Annotated in this window: 16 protein-coding genes; 13 read left to right on the top strand and 3 right to left on the bottom strand. The window is 70.5% G+C overall.

Going from position 1 to position 19,951, the window contains the following annotated elements; genetic code table 11:
- The first annotated feature begins 112 nt into the window (after positions 1–112).
- The 8 genes from OG430_RS08235 (at position 113) to OG430_RS08200 (ending at position 8,176) form a co-directional block, all read left to right on the top strand.
- Positions 113–1,171 carry a sugar ABC transporter substrate-binding protein gene (locus OG430_RS08235; protein WP_327351772.1) on the top strand — a complete coding sequence of 353 codons (1,059 nt, stop codon included), beginning with the start codon at positions 113–115 and terminating at the stop codon, positions 1,169–1,171.
- On the top strand, positions 1,168–2,718 hold the full coding sequence (locus OG430_RS08230) for a sugar ABC transporter ATP-binding protein (protein WP_327351771.1): 1,551 nt from the start codon (positions 1,168–1,170) through the stop codon (positions 2,716–2,718). The genes OG430_RS08235 and OG430_RS08230 overlap by 4 nt, the downstream gene beginning before the upstream one ends.
- Complete coding sequence (locus OG430_RS08225; RefSeq protein WP_442816448.1) at positions 2,702–3,760, top strand: ABC transporter permease; 1,059 nt, start codon at positions 2,702–2,704, stop codon at positions 3,758–3,760. The genes OG430_RS08230 and OG430_RS08225 overlap by 17 nt, the downstream gene beginning before the upstream one ends.
- Positions 3,761–3,854: 94 nt before the next feature.
- Complete coding sequence (locus tag OG430_RS08220; RefSeq protein ID WP_327351770.1) at positions 3,855–5,213, top strand: L-fuconate dehydratase; 1,359 nt, start codon at positions 3,855–3,857, stop codon at positions 5,211–5,213.
- Between the two features lie 5 nt (positions 5,214–5,218).
- Entirely contained in the window at positions 5,219–5,977 is a 759-nt protein-coding gene (locus OG430_RS08215) for an SDR family NAD(P)-dependent oxidoreductase (protein WP_327358996.1), read from the top strand.
- Complete coding sequence (locus OG430_RS08210; RefSeq protein WP_327351769.1) at positions 5,974–6,981, top strand: aldo/keto reductase; 1,008 nt, start codon at positions 5,974–5,976, stop codon at positions 6,979–6,981. Before OG430_RS08215 ends, OG430_RS08210 begins: the two co-directional genes overlap by 4 nt.
- Positions 6,978–7,292 (top strand): L-rhamnose mutarotase, encoded by a 315-nt coding sequence (locus OG430_RS08205; RefSeq protein WP_327351768.1) that lies wholly within the window; start codon positions 6,978–6,980, stop codon positions 7,290–7,292. Before OG430_RS08210 ends, OG430_RS08205 begins: the two co-directional genes overlap by 4 nt.
- A complete protein-coding gene (locus OG430_RS08200; protein ID WP_327351767.1) occupies positions 7,289–8,176 on the top strand; it encodes an amidohydrolase family protein in 888 nt (295 codons plus the stop codon). The genes OG430_RS08205 and OG430_RS08200 overlap by 4 nt, the downstream gene beginning before the upstream one ends.
- Here the strand turns inward: OG430_RS08200 and OG430_RS08195 are convergent.
- Complete coding sequence (locus tag OG430_RS08195) at positions 8,154–9,617, bottom strand: lipase maturation factor family protein (RefSeq protein WP_327351766.1); 1,464 nt, start codon at positions 9,615–9,617, stop codon at positions 8,154–8,156. The two genes, OG430_RS08200 and OG430_RS08195, sit on opposite strands and share 23 nt — an antisense overlap.
- 105 nt (positions 9,618–9,722) lie before the next feature.
- Between OG430_RS08195 and OG430_RS08190 the strand changes: the two genes are divergently transcribed.
- The 3 genes from OG430_RS08190 to OG430_RS08180 all read left to right on the top strand — a co-directional run bounded on the left by OG430_RS08190 (position 9,723) and on the right by OG430_RS08180 (position 13,950).
- A complete protein-coding gene (locus OG430_RS08190; protein ID WP_327351765.1) occupies positions 9,723–11,063 on the top strand; it encodes a DUF6777 domain-containing protein in 1,341 nt (446 codons plus the stop codon).
- Between the two features lie 159 nt (positions 11,064–11,222).
- Positions 11,223–11,858 carry a trimeric intracellular cation channel family protein gene (locus OG430_RS08185; RefSeq protein ID WP_327351764.1) on the top strand — a complete coding sequence of 212 codons (636 nt, stop codon included), beginning with the start codon at positions 11,223–11,225 and terminating at the stop codon, positions 11,856–11,858.
- 19 nt (positions 11,859–11,877) lie between these two features.
- Positions 11,878–13,950 (top strand): SpoIIE family protein phosphatase, encoded by a 2,073-nt coding sequence (locus OG430_RS08180; RefSeq protein ID WP_327351763.1) that lies wholly within the window; start codon positions 11,878–11,880, stop codon positions 13,948–13,950.
- A gap of 60 nt (positions 13,951–14,010) precedes the next feature.
- Here OG430_RS08180 and OG430_RS08175 read toward each other — a convergent pair whose 3' ends face one another.
- Positions 14,011–14,967 (bottom strand): glycoside hydrolase family 6 protein, encoded by a 957-nt coding sequence (locus OG430_RS08175; protein ID WP_327351762.1) that lies wholly within the window; start codon positions 14,965–14,967, stop codon positions 14,011–14,013.
- Between the two features lie 152 nt (positions 14,968–15,119).
- Positions 15,120–17,345, bottom strand: coding sequence for a glycoside hydrolase family 9 protein (locus OG430_RS08170; protein ID WP_327351761.1), 2,226 nt, complete (start codon positions 17,343–17,345; stop codon positions 15,120–15,122).
- Between the two features lie 305 nt (positions 17,346–17,650).
- Here OG430_RS08170 and OG430_RS08165 point away from each other — a divergent pair, with 305 nt between their 5' ends.
- The gene (locus OG430_RS08165) at positions 17,651–18,937 is read left to right on the top strand and encodes an ABC transporter substrate-binding protein (protein ID WP_327351760.1); all 1,287 of its coding nucleotides are present in this window, start codon (positions 17,651–17,653) and stop codon (positions 18,935–18,937) included.
- Positions 18,938–18,975: 38 nt separating this feature from the next.
- Complete coding sequence (locus OG430_RS08160) at positions 18,976–19,950, top strand: carbohydrate ABC transporter permease (protein ID WP_327351759.1); 975 nt, start codon at positions 18,976–18,978, stop codon at positions 19,948–19,950.
- Position 19,951 lies beyond the last annotated feature (1 nt).

The following is a 19,951-nucleotide window of genomic DNA, read 5'->3' as shown; positions in this document are numbered from 1 at the left end:
TCGCCGCGAAATATTGCCTGCAGGAGGGTTGTGAAGCGCAAGTGGTCTGATGAATATTCGCTGCGACCCCGTTTGGCAGTCATCCACGCAGTCATCCATGAGGAGCCGTCACATGGCCGGCACAACCGTGCGCACAGCCCTGCGCACCGCGGCGGCAGCCGCCTGCGCCACCCTCCTGCTCGCGGCATGCGGCAGTACCAAGGACACCGTCGACTCCGGCGGCGAAGGCGGCGGCGACGGCGGCAAGGTCGGCGTGATCGTCCCCCTGCTGACCTCGCCGTTCTGGCAGTCGTACAACGACTACGTGCCGAAGATGGCCAAGTCCGAGGACGTAGACGCGCTGAAGACGGTGAACTCCAACAGCGACTCCGCGCAGCAGATCACGGACATCAACAACCAGCTCAACCAGGGCGTACGCGGCCTCGTCGTGGCCCCCCTCGACAGCGCGGCCATCTCCGCGGGCCTGGACCAGGCCGAACGCAAGGGCGTCCCCGTCGTCGCCGTGGACGTGGCCCCCGAGAAGGGCAAGGTCGCCATGGTGGTCCGCGCCGACAACGAGGCGTACGGCATCAAGGCCTGCGAATTCCTCGGCGGTCAGGTCAAGTCCGGCAAGGTCGTGCAGATCATGGGCGACCTGGCGTCGGTCAACGGCCGGGAGCGGTCCGAGGCCTTCCGGACCTGTGTGAAGGAGAAGTTCCCGAAGCTGAAGGTCCTGGAGATCCCCGCCAAGTGGGAGTCCGACACCGCGGCCGCCAAGCTGGACACCCTCCTCAACGCCAACCCCGACATCAAGGGGATCTACATGCAGGCGGGCGGCGTGTACCTCGCGCCGACGCTGCAGACCCTCAAGTCGAAGGGGATGCTGAAGAAGGCCGGCGAGAAGGGCCACATCGCGATCGTCTCCAACGACGGCATCCCGCAGGAGTTCGACGCCATCCGCAAGGGCCAGATCGACGCCACGGTCTCCCAACCGGCGGACTCGTACGCCAAGTACGGCATGTACTACATCAAGGCGGCCATGGCCGGGAAGACCTTCAAGCCCGGCCCGACCGACCACAAGTCGACCATCGTGAAGCTCCCCAGCGGCATCCTCGAGGACCAGCTGCCGGCGCCGCTCGTCACGAAGGACAACGTCGACGACCCCGAGCTGTGGGGCAACACCGTCAAATGATCACGCCGCCTCCCGCCCCCTCCGTGGGGCCCCCCGCCCCGCTCCTGAAGCCGCTCGTCGAAGCCCACGGCATCGTCAAGCGCTACGGCCCCACCACCGCCCTCCAGGACGGCCAACTCACCGTCCTGCCCGGCGAATCGCATGCGCTGGTGGGCCGCAACGGCGCCGGCAAGTCCACCCTCGTCCGCATCCTCACCGGGCTGCAGGCACCCGACGCGGGCACCGTCCGCTTCGACGGCGACCCGGCCCCGCCGCTCGCCGACCGCGACGCCTGGCGCACCAAGGTGGCCTGCGTCTACCAACACCCCACCGTCGTACCGGAATTGACGGTCGCCGAGAACCTCTTCATCAACCGGCAGCCCGCAGGACGCGGCGGCTTCATCAGCTGGCGCCGGCTCAAGAGTGAGGCGGCGGCCGTCCTCGACACCTGGGACGTACGCGTCGACAGCGGCGCCCGCACCGCGGACCTGTCCGTCGAGGACCGCCAAATGGTGGAGATCGCCCGGGCGTTGAGCTTCGGCGCCCGCTTCATCGTCCTCGACGAGCCCACCGCCCAGCTCGACAACCGCGAGATCGAACGGCTCTTCACGCGGATGCGGGCCCTGCAGGAGTCGGGCGTCACCTTCCTGTTCATCTCGCACCATCTGCAGGAGGTGTACGAGGTCTGCCAGACCGTCACCGTCCTGCGCGACGCCCGCTGGATCACCACCGCCCCGGTCGCCGAACTCCCGCGCGCCGCGCTGGTGGAGGCGATGGCGGGGGAGTCCCTGGTCGACCGTTCACAGGGGGTACGTCACCACGTACGCGACGACGCACCCGTGCTCCTCGACGCGCAGGGCCTCAGCGGCGAGGCGTACGCGGACATCGCGCTCACCGTCCGCGGCGGCGAGGTCGTCGGCCTCGCCGGATCCAGCGGCAGCGGCAAGATCCAGCTCGCCGAGACCTTCGCCGGACTGCACACCCCGACTGCCGGAAGCGCCCAAGTCGCCGGCAGAAAGCTCAAGTTCGGGGACGTGAGCGCCGCACTCGAAGCCGGCGTCGGCTGCGTACCCCGCGACCGGCACGAGCAGGGACTCGTGCCCGGCATGACCATCGGCGACAACGCCACCATGAGCGTCCTCTCCCGCCTCGGACGCTACGGCTTCGTCGGCACCGGGCGCAGGCGAGGCGTCGCCCACGACCTCATCGAGCGCCTCGACATCCACACCGAGGGCCCCGAACAGCCGGTCTCCGACCTGTCCGGCGGCAACGCCCAGAAGGTCGTCATGGCCCGCGCCCTGGCCTCCGACCCGCGGCTGCTCGTCCTCATCAACCCCACCGCGGGCGTCGACGTGAAGTCCAAGGAATCCCTGCTCGCCCGCATGGACGGCGCCCGCGACGACGGCACCGCCGTCCTGGTCGTCTCCGACGAGCTGGACGACCTGCGCCGCTGCGACCGGGTCCTCGTCCTCTTCCACGGCCGCATCGTCGCCGAACATCCGGCGGGCTTCCGCGACCACGAGCTGATCGCCTCCATCGAAGGAGTAGACCGTGACCGACACAGCTGACCTCAAGGCCGCGTCGGCCGGGCCACCCGACCTTTCCGTACGTCCCGCCAAAGGCACCCCGGCCAAGTCTGCGGGCCGCTCCGTGCTGCTGCGCAGGGCCCGCGAACTCGCCCTCGTGCCAGCTCTGTTGGCGCTTCTGATCCTCGGGTCCGTGCTCAACGACTCGTTCCTGACCGAGCGCAACCTGATCTCGATCCTCGGCGCCTCGGCCGCCCTCGCCATGGTGGTGCTCGCCGAGTCGCTGGTGCTGATCACCGGCAAGTTCGACCTGTCCCTGGAGTCGGTCGTCGGCATCGCGCCCGCACTCGGCGCCCTGCTCGTCCTGCCCGCCGCGCAGGCCGGGTTCGGCACCGAATACCCGGTCGCCGTGGCGCTGCTCGCGATCCTCGTCACCGGCGCGCTCATCGGCGCCTTCAACGGCATCCTCGTCGTGAAACTCAAGCTCAACGCCTTCATCGTCACGCTCGCCATGCTGATCATCCTGCGCGGCCTGCTCGTCGGCGCCACCGAGGGCAAGACCCTGTTCGGCATGCCGGAGGCCTTCTACTCACTGGCCACCACCACCTTCCTCACCATTCCCATGTCGGTGTGGCTGGCCGCCGCGTCCTTCGCCGTCGCGGGCTTCGTCCTCAAGTACCACCGCTGGGGCCGGGCCCTGTACGCGATCGGCGGCAACGCGGACGCCGCCCGCGCCGCCGGCATCCGGGTCGAGCGCGTCATGCTCGGCGTCTTCGTCGTCGCCGGAGTGCTCGCCGCGGTGGGCGGCCTGATGCAGACCGGCTACGTCGGCGCCATCAACGCCAACCAGGGCCAGAACATGATCTTCACGGTGTTCGCGGCGGCCGTCATCGGCGGCATCAGCCTGGACGGCGGCAAGGGCACCATGTTCGGCGCCCTCACCGGAGTGCTCCTGCTCGGCGTCGTACAGAACCTGCTCACCCTCGCCCAGGTGCCGTCCTTCTGGATCCAGGCGATCTACGGCGGGATCATCCTCGTCGCCCTGATGATCGCCCGCGTCACCACCGGCCGCGCACAGGACTGACGTGGCCACCGGGACCGACGTGGCCACCAGGACTGACGTGGCCACCGGGACCGACGCGCCCACCAGGACCGTGCACCCTCCCGAAAGAGCCCCCGTGACCTCAACTCCCGCGTGCATCACGGCAGTCGACACGTACGACATCCGCTTCCCGACCTCCCGCGAACTCGACGGCTCCGATGCCATGAACCCCGATCCCGACTACTCGGCCGCTTACGTGGTGCTGCGCACCGACGCGGACGACGGCCACGAGGGGCACGGCTTCACCTTCACCATCGGGCGCGGCAACGACGTCCAGGTCGCCGCCATCGACGCGCTCAGGGCGCATGTGCTCGGCCGCCCCGTCGACGCGCTGTGCGCCGACCCGGGCTCGCTCAACCGGGACCTGATCGGCGACAGCCAACTGCGCTGGCTGGGCCCCGAGAAGGGCGTGATGCACATGGCGATCGGCGCCGTCGTCAACGCCGTGTGGGACCTGGCGGCCAAGCGCGCCCACAAGCCCCTGTGGCGGCTGCTCGCCGACGCCGAACCGGAGTGGCTCGTCTCCCAGGTCGACTTCCGCTACATCGCCGACGCCCTCACCCCCGAGGACGCCCTCGCCCTGCTGCGCGAGGGCAGACGCGGCGCGGCCGAGCGGATCGCGAAGCTGCGGGTCCGCGGCTACCCGGCGTACACCACCTCGCCCGGCTGGCTCGGCTACAGCGACGAGAAGCTCACCCGCCTCGCCCGCCAAGCCGTCGCCGACGGCTTCACCCAGATCAAGCTGAAGGTCGGCGCCGACCTCGACGACGACGTACGCCGCATGAAGGCGGCCCGCGCCGCCGTCGGCCCGGACATCCGCATCGCCGTCGACGCCAACCAGCGCTGGAACGTCGACGAGGCCATCGAGTGGACCCGCGCCCTGGCCGCGTACGACCCGCACTGGATCGAGGAACCCACCAGCCCCGACGACATCCTCGGCCACGCCGCGATCCGCAAGGCCGTGGCCCCCGTGCAGGTCGCCACCGGCGAGCACGTCCAGAACCGCATCGTCTTCAAGCAGCTCCTGCAGGTCGGCGCGATCGACGTCCTGCAGATCGACGCGGCACGCGTCGGCGGCGTCAACGAGAACCTCGCGATCCTGCTGCTCGCCGCCCACTTCCAGGTGCCGGTGTGCCCGCACGCGGGCGGCGTCGGCCTGTGCGAACTCGTCCAGCACCTCTCGATGTTCGACTACGCGGCACTGTCCGGGACGACCGAGCACCGCGTGATCGAGTACGTCGACCATCTGCACGACCACTTCCTGGACCCGGTCCTCGTGGTGGACGGTCACTACAGCACGCCCACCGCACCGGGGTTCTCGGCCACCATGCGCCCCGAGTCGATGGCGCGCTACACCTATCCGGGCGGCGGCTACTGGGCCGCCGAGAGCGCGGGCCAGGCACGCCAGGCACGTCAGAAGGGAGCGGCCGCATGACGGAGCTGTCGGACTTCGAAGGACTCAAGGCGCTGGTCACGGGGGGAGCGTCCGGCATCGGCCGGGCCACCGCCGACCTCCTCGCCGCACGCGGCGCCCAGGTCACCGTCCTGGACCTGGATCCGTCCACGGTGACCAAGCCGCTGCTCGCCCGGCGGGCCGACGTCACCGACGACGCGTCCGTACGCGCGGCCGTCGAGGCCGCGGCGGCGGAGATGGGCGGCCTCGACATCCTGGTCAACAATGCGGGCATCGGCGCGCAGGGCACCGTCGAGGACAACGACGACGCGCAGTGGACGCGCGTCCTGGACGTGAACGTGCTCGGGATGGTCCGCACGGCCCGCGCCGCTCTCCCGCATCTGCGCGGCTCGCAGCGGGCAGCGATCGTCAACACCTGCTCCATAGCCGCCACCGCGGGCCTCCCGCAGCGCGCCCTGTACAGCGCCAGCAAGGGCGCTGTCCTCTCGCTGACCCTGGCCATGGCCGCCGACCACGTCCGCGAAGGCATCCGGGTCAACTGCGTGAACCCCGGCACCGTCGACACCCCCTGGGTGGGCCGCCTCCTGGACGCCGCCGACGACCCGGCCGCCGAACGCGCCGCCCTGGAGGCCCGCCAGCCCACCGGCCGTCTCGTCGCGGCCGGCGAAGTCGCCGCCGCCATCTGCTACTTGGCAAGCCCGCTGGCGGGCGCCACCACCGGCACCGCACTCGCCGTCGACGGCGGCATGCAGGGCCTGCGCCTGCGCCCGGTGATGCCCTCATGACGGGCATACGTTCCCGCCGCCTCGGCCGCACCGACGTCGAGGTCAGCGAGCTGTCGTACGGCGGCGCGGGCATCGGTAACCTCTTCGCCCCGGTCACGGACGCCGACGCCGCCGCCTCCGTCGAGGCCGCCTGGGACGCGGGCATCCGCTACTTCGACACGGCACCGCACTACGGGCTCGGCCTGTCCGAGCGCAGACTGGGCGAGGTGTTGCGCGGCCGGGACCGGTCGACGTACACGATCTCCACCAAGGTCGGCCGCCGCCTCGAACCGGTCGCCGAACCCACCGGCGACGACCTCCGTGACGGCGGCTTCGCCGTGCCGAACGCGCACCGTCGGATCTGGGACTTCAGCGCCGACGGCGTCCGCCGCACCATCGAGTCCAGCCTGGAACGCCTGGGCCTGGACCGCGTCGACGTCGTCTACCTCCACGACCCCGACAACCACGGCGAGGAGGCCTTCCGCGACGGCTACCCGGCCCTGGAACAGCTGCGTGCGGAGGGCATGGTGGGGGCGATCGGCGCGGGCATGAACCAGGCCGAGATGCTCACCCGCTTCGTCCGCGACACCGACATCGACGCCGTGCTGTGCGCCGGCCGCTACACCCTCATCGACCACGAGGCGCTTGCCGAACTGCTGCCCGCCGCCGAGGAACGCGGCACGTCGATCGTCATCGGCGGGGTCTACAACTCCGGACTGCTCGCCGACCCGAAACCCGGCGCGCGCTTCAACTACCAAGAGGCACCCGACGAACTCCTCGACCGGGCCCGTTCCCTGGCGGCCCTCGCCGAGCGGCACGGCACGACCCTGCGCGCGGCCGCCCTGGCGTTCCCCTTCGGGCACCCTTCCGTCGCCAGCGTGCTGATCGGCGTCCGGTCGCCCGCTCAAGTCGTCGACGGGGCCGAGCAGTTCGCGACCGAGGTTCCCGCCGACTTCTGGAAGGCGGCCCGCGCCGCAGGCCATCTGCCGCCCGAGGTCCCGGTGCCGGGGGAGGTCCGCCCATGAGGATCGCCCTGCACACCAAGGTCCGCGCAGGCCGCACAGCCGAGTACGACGCCGCCCACCGCGAGGTCCCGGCCGAACTCACCGACGCGATCCGCGCGGCCGGGGCGACGTCCTGGACGATCTGGCGCAGCGGCACGGACCTCTTCCACCTCATCGACTGCGCGGACTACCCGCGCATGCTCGCCGAGCTGGAGAAGCTTCCCGTCAACGTCGCCTGGCAGGCCCGCATGGCCGACCTCCTCGACGTCGTCCACGACTACTCCGCAGGCGGCACGGAGGCCGGACTGCCGGTCGTCTGGGAGCTGCCATGACCGGCGCTGCCTCCCGCTCCTCCTCCTCGGCGGCCGCAGAGCCGTGGATCGTCGACGCCCATCACCACGTCTGGGATCTGTCCGTACGCGACCAGGAGTGGATCACCGGCCCCGAACTCGCCCCGATCCGAAGGAACTTCACCCTCGACGACCTCGTCCCGGCCGCCCGCGCGGCCGGGGTGGCAGCGACGGTGCTGGTCCAGACGGTGTGCGTCGCCGAGGAGACCCCGGAGTTCCTGGCCCTCGCGGCGGGCAGCGACCTGGTCGCGGGCGTCGTCGGCTGGACCGACCTCACCGCCCCGGACATCGCCGACACCCTCGCCCGCCTGCGTGAACTCCCGGGCGGCGCCCACCTCGTGGGCATCCGCCACCAGGTCCAGGGCGAGCCGGACCCCGAGTGGCTGCTCCGCCCGGACGTCGCCCGGGGCCTGCGGGCGCTGAGCGCGGCCGGGCTCGCCTACGACCTGGTGGTCCTGCCCCACCAGCTCCCCGCCTGCGTCGCGGCGGCCGCCGCCCACCCCGAACTCACCTTCGTCCTGGACCACTTGGGCAAGCCACCCATCGCGGCAGCCACCCTCGAACCCTGGGCCACCGACCTGCGCGCCCTCGCCGCCCTGCCCCACGTCACCGCCAAACTCTCCGGCCTGGTCACCGAGGCCGACCGGCATTCCTGGACGGCCAAGGATCTGCGACCGTACATGGACACCGCGCTGGACGCGTTCGGCCCGGCCCGCCTGATGTTCGGATCCGACTGGCCGGTGAGCACTCTGGCGGCAACGTACGACCAAGTCTTCGACACCGCACGGGAGTTGACTGCCCACCTGGGCCCTGCCGAACGCGAGCAGTTGTTCGCCCGCACGGCTAGGGATGTGTACGGCCTCTGAGCCTGTCGTCCGGCGCCGCGTCCAAGCGGGTCGGCGGCCAGTACTCGCGCACGAACGTCCGCTGCCACCACGCCCCCGTCGCGCGCAGCTCCCGCCACGTGGTGAAGCGGTAGCGATAGAGCCGGGCGCGTACGTACGTCGGCGGCGCGTCCGGGAACGGATTGTGCCGCAGCAGCCGCAGCGTATCCCGGTCGTTCTGCAGGAGCCGCTCCACCAGCGGCCCGAACCAGGCCCGCGCGTAGGAGGGGGACAGCGCGGCGAACCACAGCATCCAGTCGAGCCGCAGATGGTAGGGAGCGAACTGGCGCGGCATCCGGCGCACGTCGCCGGGCTTGCCCCGGAATCCGTACTCGCGCCAGCCCGCGCCGTCCGGCAGCGGCACGGGCTCCGCCGTGCCCTCGATGACGACCTCCTGGCGTACCCGGCCCACCGTGCCGAAGGCGCCGTAGGCGTTGACCAGGTGCAGCGGGTCGAACGAGTAGTTCATGATCTGCCGCCGGGACAGCAGATTGCGCGCGGGGCGGTAACTCAGCGCCGCCACCAGGCCGGTGACCGCGCACACGGCCCCCACGTACCAGCCGGGAGCCTGGCCGGCCCCGGCCGGGGCGCCGCCCGCCGTGATGCCGAGCCGGGCGAAGTCGACGGCGGACAGGGCGAGGGCGATGGTGAGCCAGTTCAGCCAGGAGAAGTTGCCCGACAGGACGAGCCACAGCTGGGTGGCGATCATCAGGCAGGCCGCGCCCGTCGCGACCGGTTGCGGAGTGAAGAGCAGAAAGGGCACCAGGAGCTGCGTTACGTGGTTCGCGGCCACCTCTACGCGGTGCACCGGCTTCGGCAGCCGGTGGAAGAACCAGCTCAGCGGGCCCGGCATCGGCTGCGTCTCATGGTGGAAGTACAGGCAGGTCAGCCGCCGCCAGCAGGCGTCCCCGCGCATCTTGATCAGCCCGGCGCCGAACTCCACCCGGAACAGCACCCAGCGCAGCAGCCACAGGACGAGGACCGGCGGCGCCACCTCGTCATTGCCGAGGAAGACCGCGAGGAAGCCCACTTCGAGCAGGAGTGACTCCCAGCCGAAGCCGTACCAGGTCTGGCCCACATTGACGATCGACAGATAGAGCGCCCACGGCACCAGCCACAGGGCCATGCCCGCCCACAGCGGGACGAGGTGATCCACGCCCGCGAGCAGTGCGGCCGCGCACAGCGCCCCCGTCCAGGCGCAGAGCGCGAACAGGCGGTCGGAGTAGCGCAGTTGGAACAGGCTCGGGGCCCGGCGCAGCGGCACGCGGGCGACGTACTCCGGCACCGGCAGCATCCCGCGCTCGCCGATCAGTGCCCGGAACTGCCGGGCCGCGGCGACGAACGCCACGAGATAGACGGCGGCGAGCGTCCGCTGGAAGACCAGTCGGGTCAGCCAGTAGCCCGGTTCCGTGAACCACTCCACGCACACCATTGTGCGACCCGTTCCGCTTGCGGGCCCCCGTTCCCCACTGCAGACAATGAGGAACAAATTGCCCAGAACTGTCGGCAAGAGGCGGGAGAGAACGGCGTGTACTCACCGACCAGGCGCACGGCCACGGCCCTCGCGATATCCGCGGCCCTGCTGGTCGCGGGCTGCTCCAGCAGCGGCGACAAGAGCGGGACCACCACCGACGCGGGGGACGAACTCTTCCTGCAGCCGGTGGCCGCACAGGGCCCCGACCCCTTCACCGACTCCACCGCCAAGGCGTCCGCGACCCCGCCGCCCGTCACCCGAACGCCGCAACCGTCGCCGACCGCGGTGAGCCCGTCGGCCACCCAGCAGGCGATCCGCTCCATCTCCGGCTCGACCCCCGGCCTCTACGGCGGTACGCAGTCGATCTCCAGCTGCGACGTCGAGCAGCAGGTCCGCTTCCTCACCGGCGAGCAGGCCAAGGCCCGCGCGTTCTCGGAGGTCGCCGGCATCAGCCAGGCGAGCATCCCGAGCTTCCTGCGCGGCCTCACCCCGGTCCAGCTGCGCGGCGACACCCGCGTGACGAACCACGGCTACCGCGACGGCCGGGCCACCAACTTCCAGTCCGTGCTGCAGGGCGGCACGGCCGTCCTCGTCGACAACCGCGGCATGCCGCGCGTGCGCTGCGCCTGCGGCAACCCGCTCACCCCGCCGGCCTCGCTCAAGGGCAACCCGAGCCACAACGGGCAGCCGTGGAACGGCTACCACCCGACCAAGGTCGTCGTGGTCACGCCCGCGCCCAACGTGATCAACAACCTCCAGATCATCAACATCACGAACATCACCAACAACACGACCAACATCTGGATCGAGCGCCCCATCGGTGACGACGGCGACCGGGACCGGGTCATTCCGCCCCCGCCCACGCCGACGCCGGACCCGACCGATCCGGATGTCGACCCGACCGGCCCCGACGAGTCGGACACCCCGTCGCCCACCGACCCGGACGAGTCCGGATCGGCCTCGCCCGACGAGTCGGGGTCCACGTCACCGGACGAGTCCGACTCCACGTCGCCGGACCCGACCGACACCGACGAGAGCGCCTCACCGACCCCCGACTGCCCGTCGGTCATGCCCACTCCCACGACGCCGGGCGGTCCGACCCCGACGATCCCGGCCGGATGCCCGGTCCCGCCGCCGGCGCCGACCGACGAGGAGCCGACGGACGGCGGTCTCGTACCGCCCCCGCCCCCCGAGGAGCCGACCGACATCCAGCCCACGGCCGACGACACCCCGCCGTTCCCGGAGGACCGCAGCGTCGCCCCGCCGGACCAGCAGGAGCAGACGGCCCCCGAGCAGCAGGACCAGACCGTCCCCGAGCAGACGGTCCCGGAGGACCAGGGCACCTTCGACCAGTTCATTCCGGACACCCCGGAGCAGGACACCTTCAACGGCTGACCCGCACCTCAGGCAGCTGCTGACCTGCACGCCCGCACGCGGAAAATCGTCCTTCCGGCCGAAGCGCTCCTGGCCGGAAGGACGAAGCGTGCCCGGCGCCCCACGTGTTTCCCTCGAATCTTCTGCCCTGTACGCCGCAGCAGTGAGGGGAAGCGTTCCGTGCTGCACGTCCTGTATCTCATCGGCGTCGCCTCCTTCGCGGCGAGCGGTGTGCTGGCCGCGCACCGCGCCAACATGGACCCCTTCGGCGGCCTGGTCCTGGCCTTCGCCGCATCCATCTCGGGCGGCACCCTGCGCGACCTGATCCTGGACCGGCACCCGCTGTACTGGACCCACGACTGGATCCTGCTCACCGTCATCAGCTGCACGGCGATCGCCACCATGCTCTATCTGCGCCGTTGGGAGCTCCCGCAGCGCTCCTTGATGACCGTCGACGCCGTCGGTCTCTCCGTCGTCACCGTGATCGGCGCCCAGGCCGCCATCGCCGCGGGCGTCACCCCGTTCGCCGTGATCATCCTGGCGGTGCTCACCGGCGTCACCGGCGAAGTGGTGCGCGACGTGCTGTGCGGCGAGTTCCCGCCGCTGCTGCTGCGCGAGGACGTGTACGCCACCGCCGCACTCGCCGGGGCCCTGGTCTACCTGGGCCTCGACTGGATCGGCGCGGACAAGACCCTGGCCACGGTGATCGCCGCCGGACTGGTCTTCGCCCTGCGGATGGCCGCGATCCTGCGGGACCTGCACCTGCCCGGCCTGCAGGAGCCCACGATGAAGCCCATATCTCGAAAAAACACATAACCAGTGACAAAGTGGCCCCATGGTGGAGCAGGGTGCCGACTGGGAAGCCGACGCCGGATGGCCCGGACACCCGGCAAACGGTGACCCGGTCCTGGCGCTCAACCGCATGGGCACCTTCGACTGGGACCTCGACACCGGCCTGATGTCCATGGACGCCCAGGCCCACCTGGTCTTCGACGTCCGGCCCGAGGAATACGACGGCCACCCGGAGACCCTCGCCGTCCGGGTGCCGCCCCCCGAGGGCCACCGCCTGGACGCCCTGGTCTCCGCGGCCCTGAAGAACGGCAACGAGAACTACGGGGTGTACTTCCGCCTCCGCACCCGCGAGGGCGCCCTGCGCTGGACCCACACCCAGGGCTACATCCGGCGCGACGAGACGGGCCGCCCGCGCCGCATCATCGGCATCGTCCGGGACGCCACCGAGGAGCTGCGCGACTCCGCGATCCGCTTCCAGCAGGACGCCGAGACCCGGCGCAACACCAGCATCGTCGAGGGCACCACGGCGGCCCTCGCGCACGCCAACACCACGAAGGACGTCATCGACGTCCTCAGGGACACCGAGGGCCTCGCCCACCTGGGCGCCGCCAGCCTCGTCATGGGCCTGGTCGAGGCCGGCCGCATCCACCTGGTCGCGGAGGGCCCGGCGGGCGCCTTCGTGCCCGGCACCCGCTTCACCCGCATCGACGAGCCCTACCCGATGAGCGAGGTGGTCCGCACCCTCACCCCCCGCTTCATCGAATCCCGCGAGGAATTCGCCGAGTGCTACCCCCTCCTGTGGCCGCACATCGCCTACCTCGACATCACCTCGGCCGCCTATCTGCCGCTGATCGCCCAGGGCCGCCCCATCGGCGCGCTCGGCCTGCTCTACAGCGACAAGACCGGCTTCACCGCCGACGAGCGCAACCTCCTGGTCGCGCTCGGCAGTTCCATCGCACAGAGCCTCGCCCGCGCCATGCTCTTCGAGCAGGACAAGGACCTCGCCCAGGGACTGCAGCAGGCGATGCTGCCGCGCACCATCCCCGACGTCCCCGGCGCCGACATCGCCGTCCGCTACCGCTCGGCCCGCCTCGGCCGGGACATCGGCGGCGACTGGTACGACGTGATCCCGCTGCCCGGCGGCCGCGTCGGGGCCGTCATCGGCGACGTACAGGGTCATGACACCCATGCCGCGGCCGTCATGGGCCAGCTGCGCATCGTCCTTCGCGCGTACGCCGCCGAGGGCCACACGCCCGCCACCGTGATGGCCCGCGCCTCGGTCTTCCTGCACGAACTCGACACCGACCGCTTCGCGACCTGCCTGTACGCGCAGGCCGACCTGACCACCGGCGTGGTGCAGTTCGTACGCGCCGGACACCTCGACCCTCTCCTGCGCACCGCCGACGGAGCCTGCCGCCGCATCCCCGTCGAGGGCGGCCTCCCGCTCGGCCTCTCGGCCGAGTTCGGGCGGCTCGAATACCCGGTCACCGCCGTGGAGTTGGACCCCGGACAGACCCTCCTCCTCTGCACGGACGGCCTCGTCGAGGAGCCGGGCGCCGACCTCGACGACGGCATGCTGACCCTCACCCGGCTCGTCGGTTCCGGCCCCGCCGACCTGCAGGAACTGGCCGACCGGCTCACCGAGGTGGTGCAGGGCCGCGGCGGCGAGGACGACGCCGCCCTGCTCCTGCTGCGCCGCCGCGCCGCCGACGCCCCGATGGCCGGCGGCCGCCTCCAGCAGCACGTCGCGCCGAACGACCCGGAGGCCCTGAGCGAGGCCCGGCACATGATCCGGGCCGCCGTCCGGGCCTGGGGCGCCCGCGACCGCGCCGACGAGATCGAGCTGGTCGCCGACGAGCTGATCACCAACGCCCTGATGCACACCGAAGGCGCCGCGGTCGTGACCCTGCGCATACTGACCGGCGCCGAACGCCGCCTGCGCGTCGAGGTCGAGGACGGCTCCAGCGCCCTGCCGCGCCGCCGCGAGGCCGGCGACTCCGGCGTCTCGGGCCGCGGCCTGCTCCTGGTGGACCGGCTCGCGGACGTCTGGGGCGTGGAGTCGCGGGGCAACGGCAAGGCGGTGTGGTGCGAGTTCACGATGCCGGAACGCGAGTAGGCGGGGAGGGTGCGGGCCGGGCCGCCGGTCCGTCAGGTCCCGTGCGGCCCGGCCCACGTCTCAGGTGCCGTCGATCAGACGGACGGCGATGGCCGGGCTGAACTGCCCCGCCGGAACGGTGGGCGCGATGCCGCATTCCCCGTCGGAATTGCCCGGCGTCTTGACCCAGAGCAGCATCTCGGCGCCGCCCCCGACCTGCGGCGGCGTACCCAGCTTGCGCCCCGCGGGGTTGCACCACTCGCCGTTGTTTCCGTTGCCGTTGCGGCTCGTGTCGACCACGAACTTGGCAGCGTAGCCAAGGGAGTTGTTCACCGAGTTCGCGTACGACACCGAGGCGCCGGTGGTGTAGTAGTTCGACACATTGACCGAGAAGCCGCGCACATTGCGCACGCCCGCCGCGTTCAGGCGGCTCGCCATGGTCGAGGCGGCCACCCAGCCCGCGTTGCCGCCGTCGAGGTAGGCGTAGGTGTTGGGCGCCTTCGCCTTGAACTGCTCGGTGGCGTACTTGAGCATCCCGATGCGCTCGTCGATCTGCGTCTGGCTCATACAGCTGAAGTCGCCGAGTGCGTCCGGCTCGATGACGACCACGGCGGGCTTGTCGCCGACGGCCGCCGCGAAGGTGGCGATCCAGGTGCGGTACGCGCCCACACTGCCGGCGCCGCCCCCCGAGTGCCCGCCGCAGGCGTCCCGGCCCGGGATGTTGTACGCGACGAGGACGGGCAGCTTGTTGTGACTGTCGGCGGCGCCCACATAGGAGGCGATGGTGGAGCTTCCGCTCTCGTTGCCGAACCAGCGGCCGATCGGCCGGGACCCGATGGACGACTGGATCCGGGCCGCGCGGGAGTCGCCCGGGTTGTTCCTGGCCCAGGTGGCGGGCGACGAGTTCGGATTGACGTAGAAGCCGTCGGTAAGGCCGATGGGGTCGGCCGCGGCCGCCGGGCCCGCGGTGATCAGCGGGACGACCGTCAGGGCGAGCACGGAGGCAAGGGCCGCCAGGAGGCGGGATTTCCGTCGCACGGTGGATCCCCTTTCAACGGGGGAGTGGGAAGTCGGGCTGCCGCGGGCCCTCGGCTCGGACCGGCCCGTACGTCCTCGTCCTGAGGGGGCCGGTCCACGGCGGTGGTGCGCCTGTGGGGAGCTGCGAAAACGCAGCGGTCAGGGGTCAGCGGTCAGCGGGAGTCGGCGAAGGCCGCCACCCACGCGAGCGACGAGTTCCAGTTGATCGCCACCTCGTTGGTGGACCAGGAACCGATGTCGTCGATGTAGCACTTGGCGGGTGCGCAACCGGGGAGGTTCTGCTGCGCCACCGGGTCCTGCAGCCCGGAGTTCGGTCCGCCGGCCAGTGAACCGGGCGGCGGGCTCGGGTACTTGGGGTCGAGTTGGTGGGACCAGTGCCGGTGGTGCTGGTTGTGGCTGGCCCGTTCTCCGTATCCGCTGATGAAGGACTGGTTCAGGCCGTTGCGGCCGAGCAGGTAGTCCATCGATTCGAGGACGGCGTCGCGGTAGCCGCCGCGGTGTGTGAGGTCGTAGGCCATCGCGATGATCATCGCGCTGTTGGTGGTGGCGCTGGTGGAACCCCAGGCGTACGCGCCGTCTGCGGGCAGCGACGGGTTCGGATAGCCCTGGCCCTGCTCATCGCGTACGTAGCCGTCGGCGACCTCGATGATGCGCTTTCGGGCCCCGAGCACCCGGTCGGCCGGGAAGCGCAGGGGGAGCCGGGCGATGGTGAGGTCGGCGAGCGCGCCCGTCTCCTTCCAGGAGAAGCCTTCCGCCGTGACCTTCGTGTCGACGTACGGCAGATACCCGCGCTTGCCCGTGGTGGCGTACAGCTCCGCCGCCGCCCAGGAGAACTCGTCGCTCACGTCGGTGTCGTCGTAGGGCCCGCCGCCCACCCCGTCCTCGCGCGGCGCGTACCGGTCCGGGTGGTCGAGCGCCGCCTGCCACGCGGTCTCGGCCGTGGTCTTGCAGCGCCGGGCGAACGGCTTGTCCCAGGCGGCCCAGACGCGGGCGCACTGGGCGGCCGATGCGGCCAGGTTGAGGGTGGCGGCCGTGGACGGGGCGTGCAGATAGCGGGGCTGGGGGTCGTTGCCCGGCAGCATCGGGTGTGCGGTCCACGCGAAGTCGTGGATCTTGTGGTGCGCCATGCCGGCCAGAGGCTTGCCCTCGGGAACCTGCATGCGCAGCAGGAACTCCATCTCCCAGCGCGACTCGTCGAGCACGTCGGGTACGCGGTTGTCCTGCTCGGGTATGCGCAGCAGCCCGTCGCGCAGGCCTTCCCGGTCGCCCTGGTACAGCGAGCGCTCGTAGAGGTCCATCAGCTGCCAGGCGGCGAGTGCGCCGTTCACCACGTACTTGCCGTGGTCGCCCGCGTCGTACCAACCGCCGCGCACATCAAGGGAGTAGTCGCAGCTGCCGGGCAGGCAGGGGACGCTGGTGTCGCCCTTGTTGGGTGCTTCGCCGATGTGCCCGGCGGCCCTGGCGTGCTCCTCGCCGACGTACTTCGCCTCGATCGGCGTGCCGGAGCGGTTGTGGTAGAAGTACGCCAGCGCGTCCCGGCGGAGGGTGTCGTAGGGGCTCTTGGCGATGTCGAAGGGCTCACTGACCTGAGCGGCCACCGACAGCCTGTAACCGCTCCCAATCTTGCGCACGGCCGAGAAGTCGACCAGGTGGACGTGGTCCCCGGACGGGGCGTCGTCGCCCTTGACCCGAGTGCGCCCACTGGCCGCCAACTCGCCCGCACTGTCGCGCAGTTGCCATTCCAGTGGCTCGGTCGAGGCATCCACGACCGACGCCCGCTTGGCGCCCGAGGCCGGGTATCCGTGCTGGTTGACGCGGACCGGTGAGCCGAAGTCGCGGCCGCCGCCCGGCGGGATCGCGCCCCCGGTCAGCGAGATGTCGTCCACGCAGAGGGTGTACGGCTCCTTCGCGCCGCCCGCCTGGAAGGCGAGTTGGGCATGGAGCGTGGCCACCTTGGAGGTCCCCGTGAACTCGTACGTCTTGGGGGCCGAGGTCAGCGAGACCGGCTTGTTCAGCGTGCTCGTCCCCGGCGGTGACGCCAGTTGCAGGGTGGAGCGGACGGTGACGTCCTTGGTGGCGGAGGCCGTGAAGCGCAGGGTGTACGGCTGGTCGGCCTCCAGGGGGATGTCATTCTGGCCGATCATCGAGTCCCAGGGGTTCACGGTGCCGGCCGGGATGTCGGCGCACAGCCGCCCCGACTCCACCGCCGAAGGCGAGTTGGCACTGCTCCACCAGGGAGTCTTCACGGAGTCGAAGGTGCCGTTGAGCACGCGTTCATAGGCGTCGGCGGCCTCGGCGCCGGCCTGTCCGGGCGGGGCGAGGGCGACGACGAGAAGCAGGGGCAGGCCGACCGCGGTCAGCCTGGGTGAGACGGACATACCGGGCCCTCTCGGGTTGCGGAATCCCGGCACACCGCGGCGTCAGTGCCGGATGCTCCCGCCAACAGACGCCAGGTGTCAACGATTTGAGCGCAAGGAAATTCCCTGGCGCACCCCACTTCCCAGACGTACGACTTGCTCCTACTCTCCTGCTGTAACCGCTCCCAATTTTGCTCGGTCCGGGAGTGTCAGCACCGGCAAGAGCCACGGCGTCACCGCAGCTCACAGGTGTATTGCATGGCCCGAGACGCGCTCAATCTTCGTGTAAGCGCTTCCGGGAAACACCCGCTCACTGGAGGTTCTGCATGTCCGCACGACTGATGCGCCCGCTGCTCGCGGTCGCGCTCGCCGGAGTTCTGGCGGCCACGGCCACCGGATGTGGTGGGGAAGGTGACGCGTCCGATTCGGGGAAGACCACGCTGGTCGTCAAGACGTTCAGCCAGTTCGGCTACGAGGACCTCTACAAGGAGTACGAGGCCGCCCACCCCGACATCGACATCAAGGAGGAGAACATCTCGCAGATGGGCGACTACCTGCCCAAGCTGCAGCAGTGGATGGCCACGGGACACGGGGCCGGTGATGTGGTCGCCCTGGAGGAGGGCATCATCACCCAGTTCATGGAGAAGCCGGACCAGTTCGTGAACCTGCTCGACCACGGGGCCGGATCCCTCAAGGGCGAGTACCTCGACTGGAAGTGGAAGCAGGCGCTGACCCGGGACGGCAAGCAGCTCGTCGGCCTCGGCACCGACGTCGGCGCCCAGGGCATGTGCTACCGCACCGACCTGTTCAAGAAGGCGGGGCTGCCCACCGACCGCGAGAAGGTCGGCGCGCTCTGGCCCACCTGGGAGGAGTACCTGGCCACGGGGGAGAAGTTCAAGGACGCCAAGACCGGGGCGCACTTCTTCGACTCGGCGGGCAGCATCTACCAGAACATCCTGATGCAGCAGGGCGACCACACGTACTACGACACCGACAACAAGCTCGTCATCGACTCCAACCCCGGGGTGAAGGCCGCCTGGGACCAGACCGTGGAGATGATCGACGCCGGCCTGTCGGGCAACATCATGCCGTGGAGCCCGCAGTGGAACGCCGGGTTCAAGAAGGGGACGTTCGCCACCATCCCCTGCCCGTCGTGGATGCTCGGCACCATCGAGAAGCAGTCGGGCCCCGAGAACGCCGGCAAGTGGGACGTGGCCAAGGTGCCCGGCAACGGCGCGGTCCGCGGCGGCTCGTTCCTCGCGGTGCCCAAGCAGAGCGGGCACCAGAAGGAGGCCGCCGAGCTGGTGAAGTTCCTGACCAGCGCCAAGGGCCAGACCACCGCGTTCAAGTCGAAGAACAACTTCCCGTCGGCGCTCAAGGCCATCGACGACCCCGCGGTCAAGGGATTCACCAACAAGTACTTCAACGACGCACCCGTCGGCAAGATCTTCGGAGAGAGCGTCAAGGGCCTCGAACCCGTCTACCTGGGCCCGAAGAACACCCCCATCGGCGACCGCGTCGGCAACGCCCTGGCCGCGATCGAGCAGGGCAAGCTGGCGCCGGACGAGGCCTGGGACCGGGCTGTCGACGACGCCGAGCGCGTCGCGAACTGACTCCCGAAACCCCCGAACCCTGCGCCCAAGGACACACGTTGGCGATTGACATGCGGCCGGGCCCGGCCGGGAAATCCTCCGAGTCGACGGACACGGGCGGGCCGGGCCCCGCCAAGGAACGCGGCAGGCTGCTCTCCCGCCTCGACGCGGCCGCCTCCCCGTACCTCTTCATCTCCCCCTTCTTCCTGATCTTCGCCGTCTTCGGCCTCTTCCCGCTCGGCTACACCGCCTGGGTCTCCCTCCACAAGTGGGAGCTCGCCGGCAAGGGCGACTTCATCGGCCTGGACAACTACACCGAGCTGTTCGGCGACCCCGACTTCTGGAACGCCGTGGTCAACACCCTCGGCATGCTCGTACTCGCCACCGTGCCCCAGCTGTTGATCGCGCTGGTCCTGGCCAGTCTGCTCAACCAGCGGCTGCGCGGACTGACCCTGCTGCGGATGGGCGTCCTCATCCCGATCGTCACCTCGGTGGCGGCCGTGGGCATCGTGTTCAGCCAGATCTTCGACCGGGACGCCGGCATGGTGAACGGGCTGCTCGACCTGGTCGGCATCGCCCCTGTCGACTGGCGGGCCGACAAGTGGTCCTCGTGGATCGCGATTTCCTCGATGGTCAACTGGCGCTGGACCGGCTACAACGCGCTCATCTACCTGGCCGCGATGCAGTCCATCCCGAAGGAGCTCTACGAGGCCGCGGTCATCGACGGGGCGGGCCGGATCCGCCAGTTCTGGTCGATCACCGTGCCGAACATCCGGCCCGCCGTGATCTTCACGGTGATCGTCTCGACCATCGCCGGGATGCAGCTGTTCACCGAGCCGCTGATCTTCGGGCAGGGCGCGTACGCCATCTCCGGCGGCACCCTGCGGCAGTTCCAGACGGTGTCCATGTACATGTTCGAGAAGGCGTTCCGGGACTTCGACCTCGGCTACGGCTCGGCCGTCGCCTGGGTGATCTTCCTGATCATCGCGTTCCTGATGCTCGTCAATTACCTCTTCACCCGGAGGGCGAAATAGC

The sequence above is a fragment of the Streptomyces sp. NBC_01304 genome, assembly GCF_035975855.1.
Classification (GTDB): Bacteria; Actinomycetota; Actinomycetes; order Streptomycetales; family Streptomycetaceae; genus Streptomyces.
The sequence above is the reverse complement of the archived record's forward strand: the minus strand, read 5'-3'. Positions and strand labels throughout refer to the sequence as shown.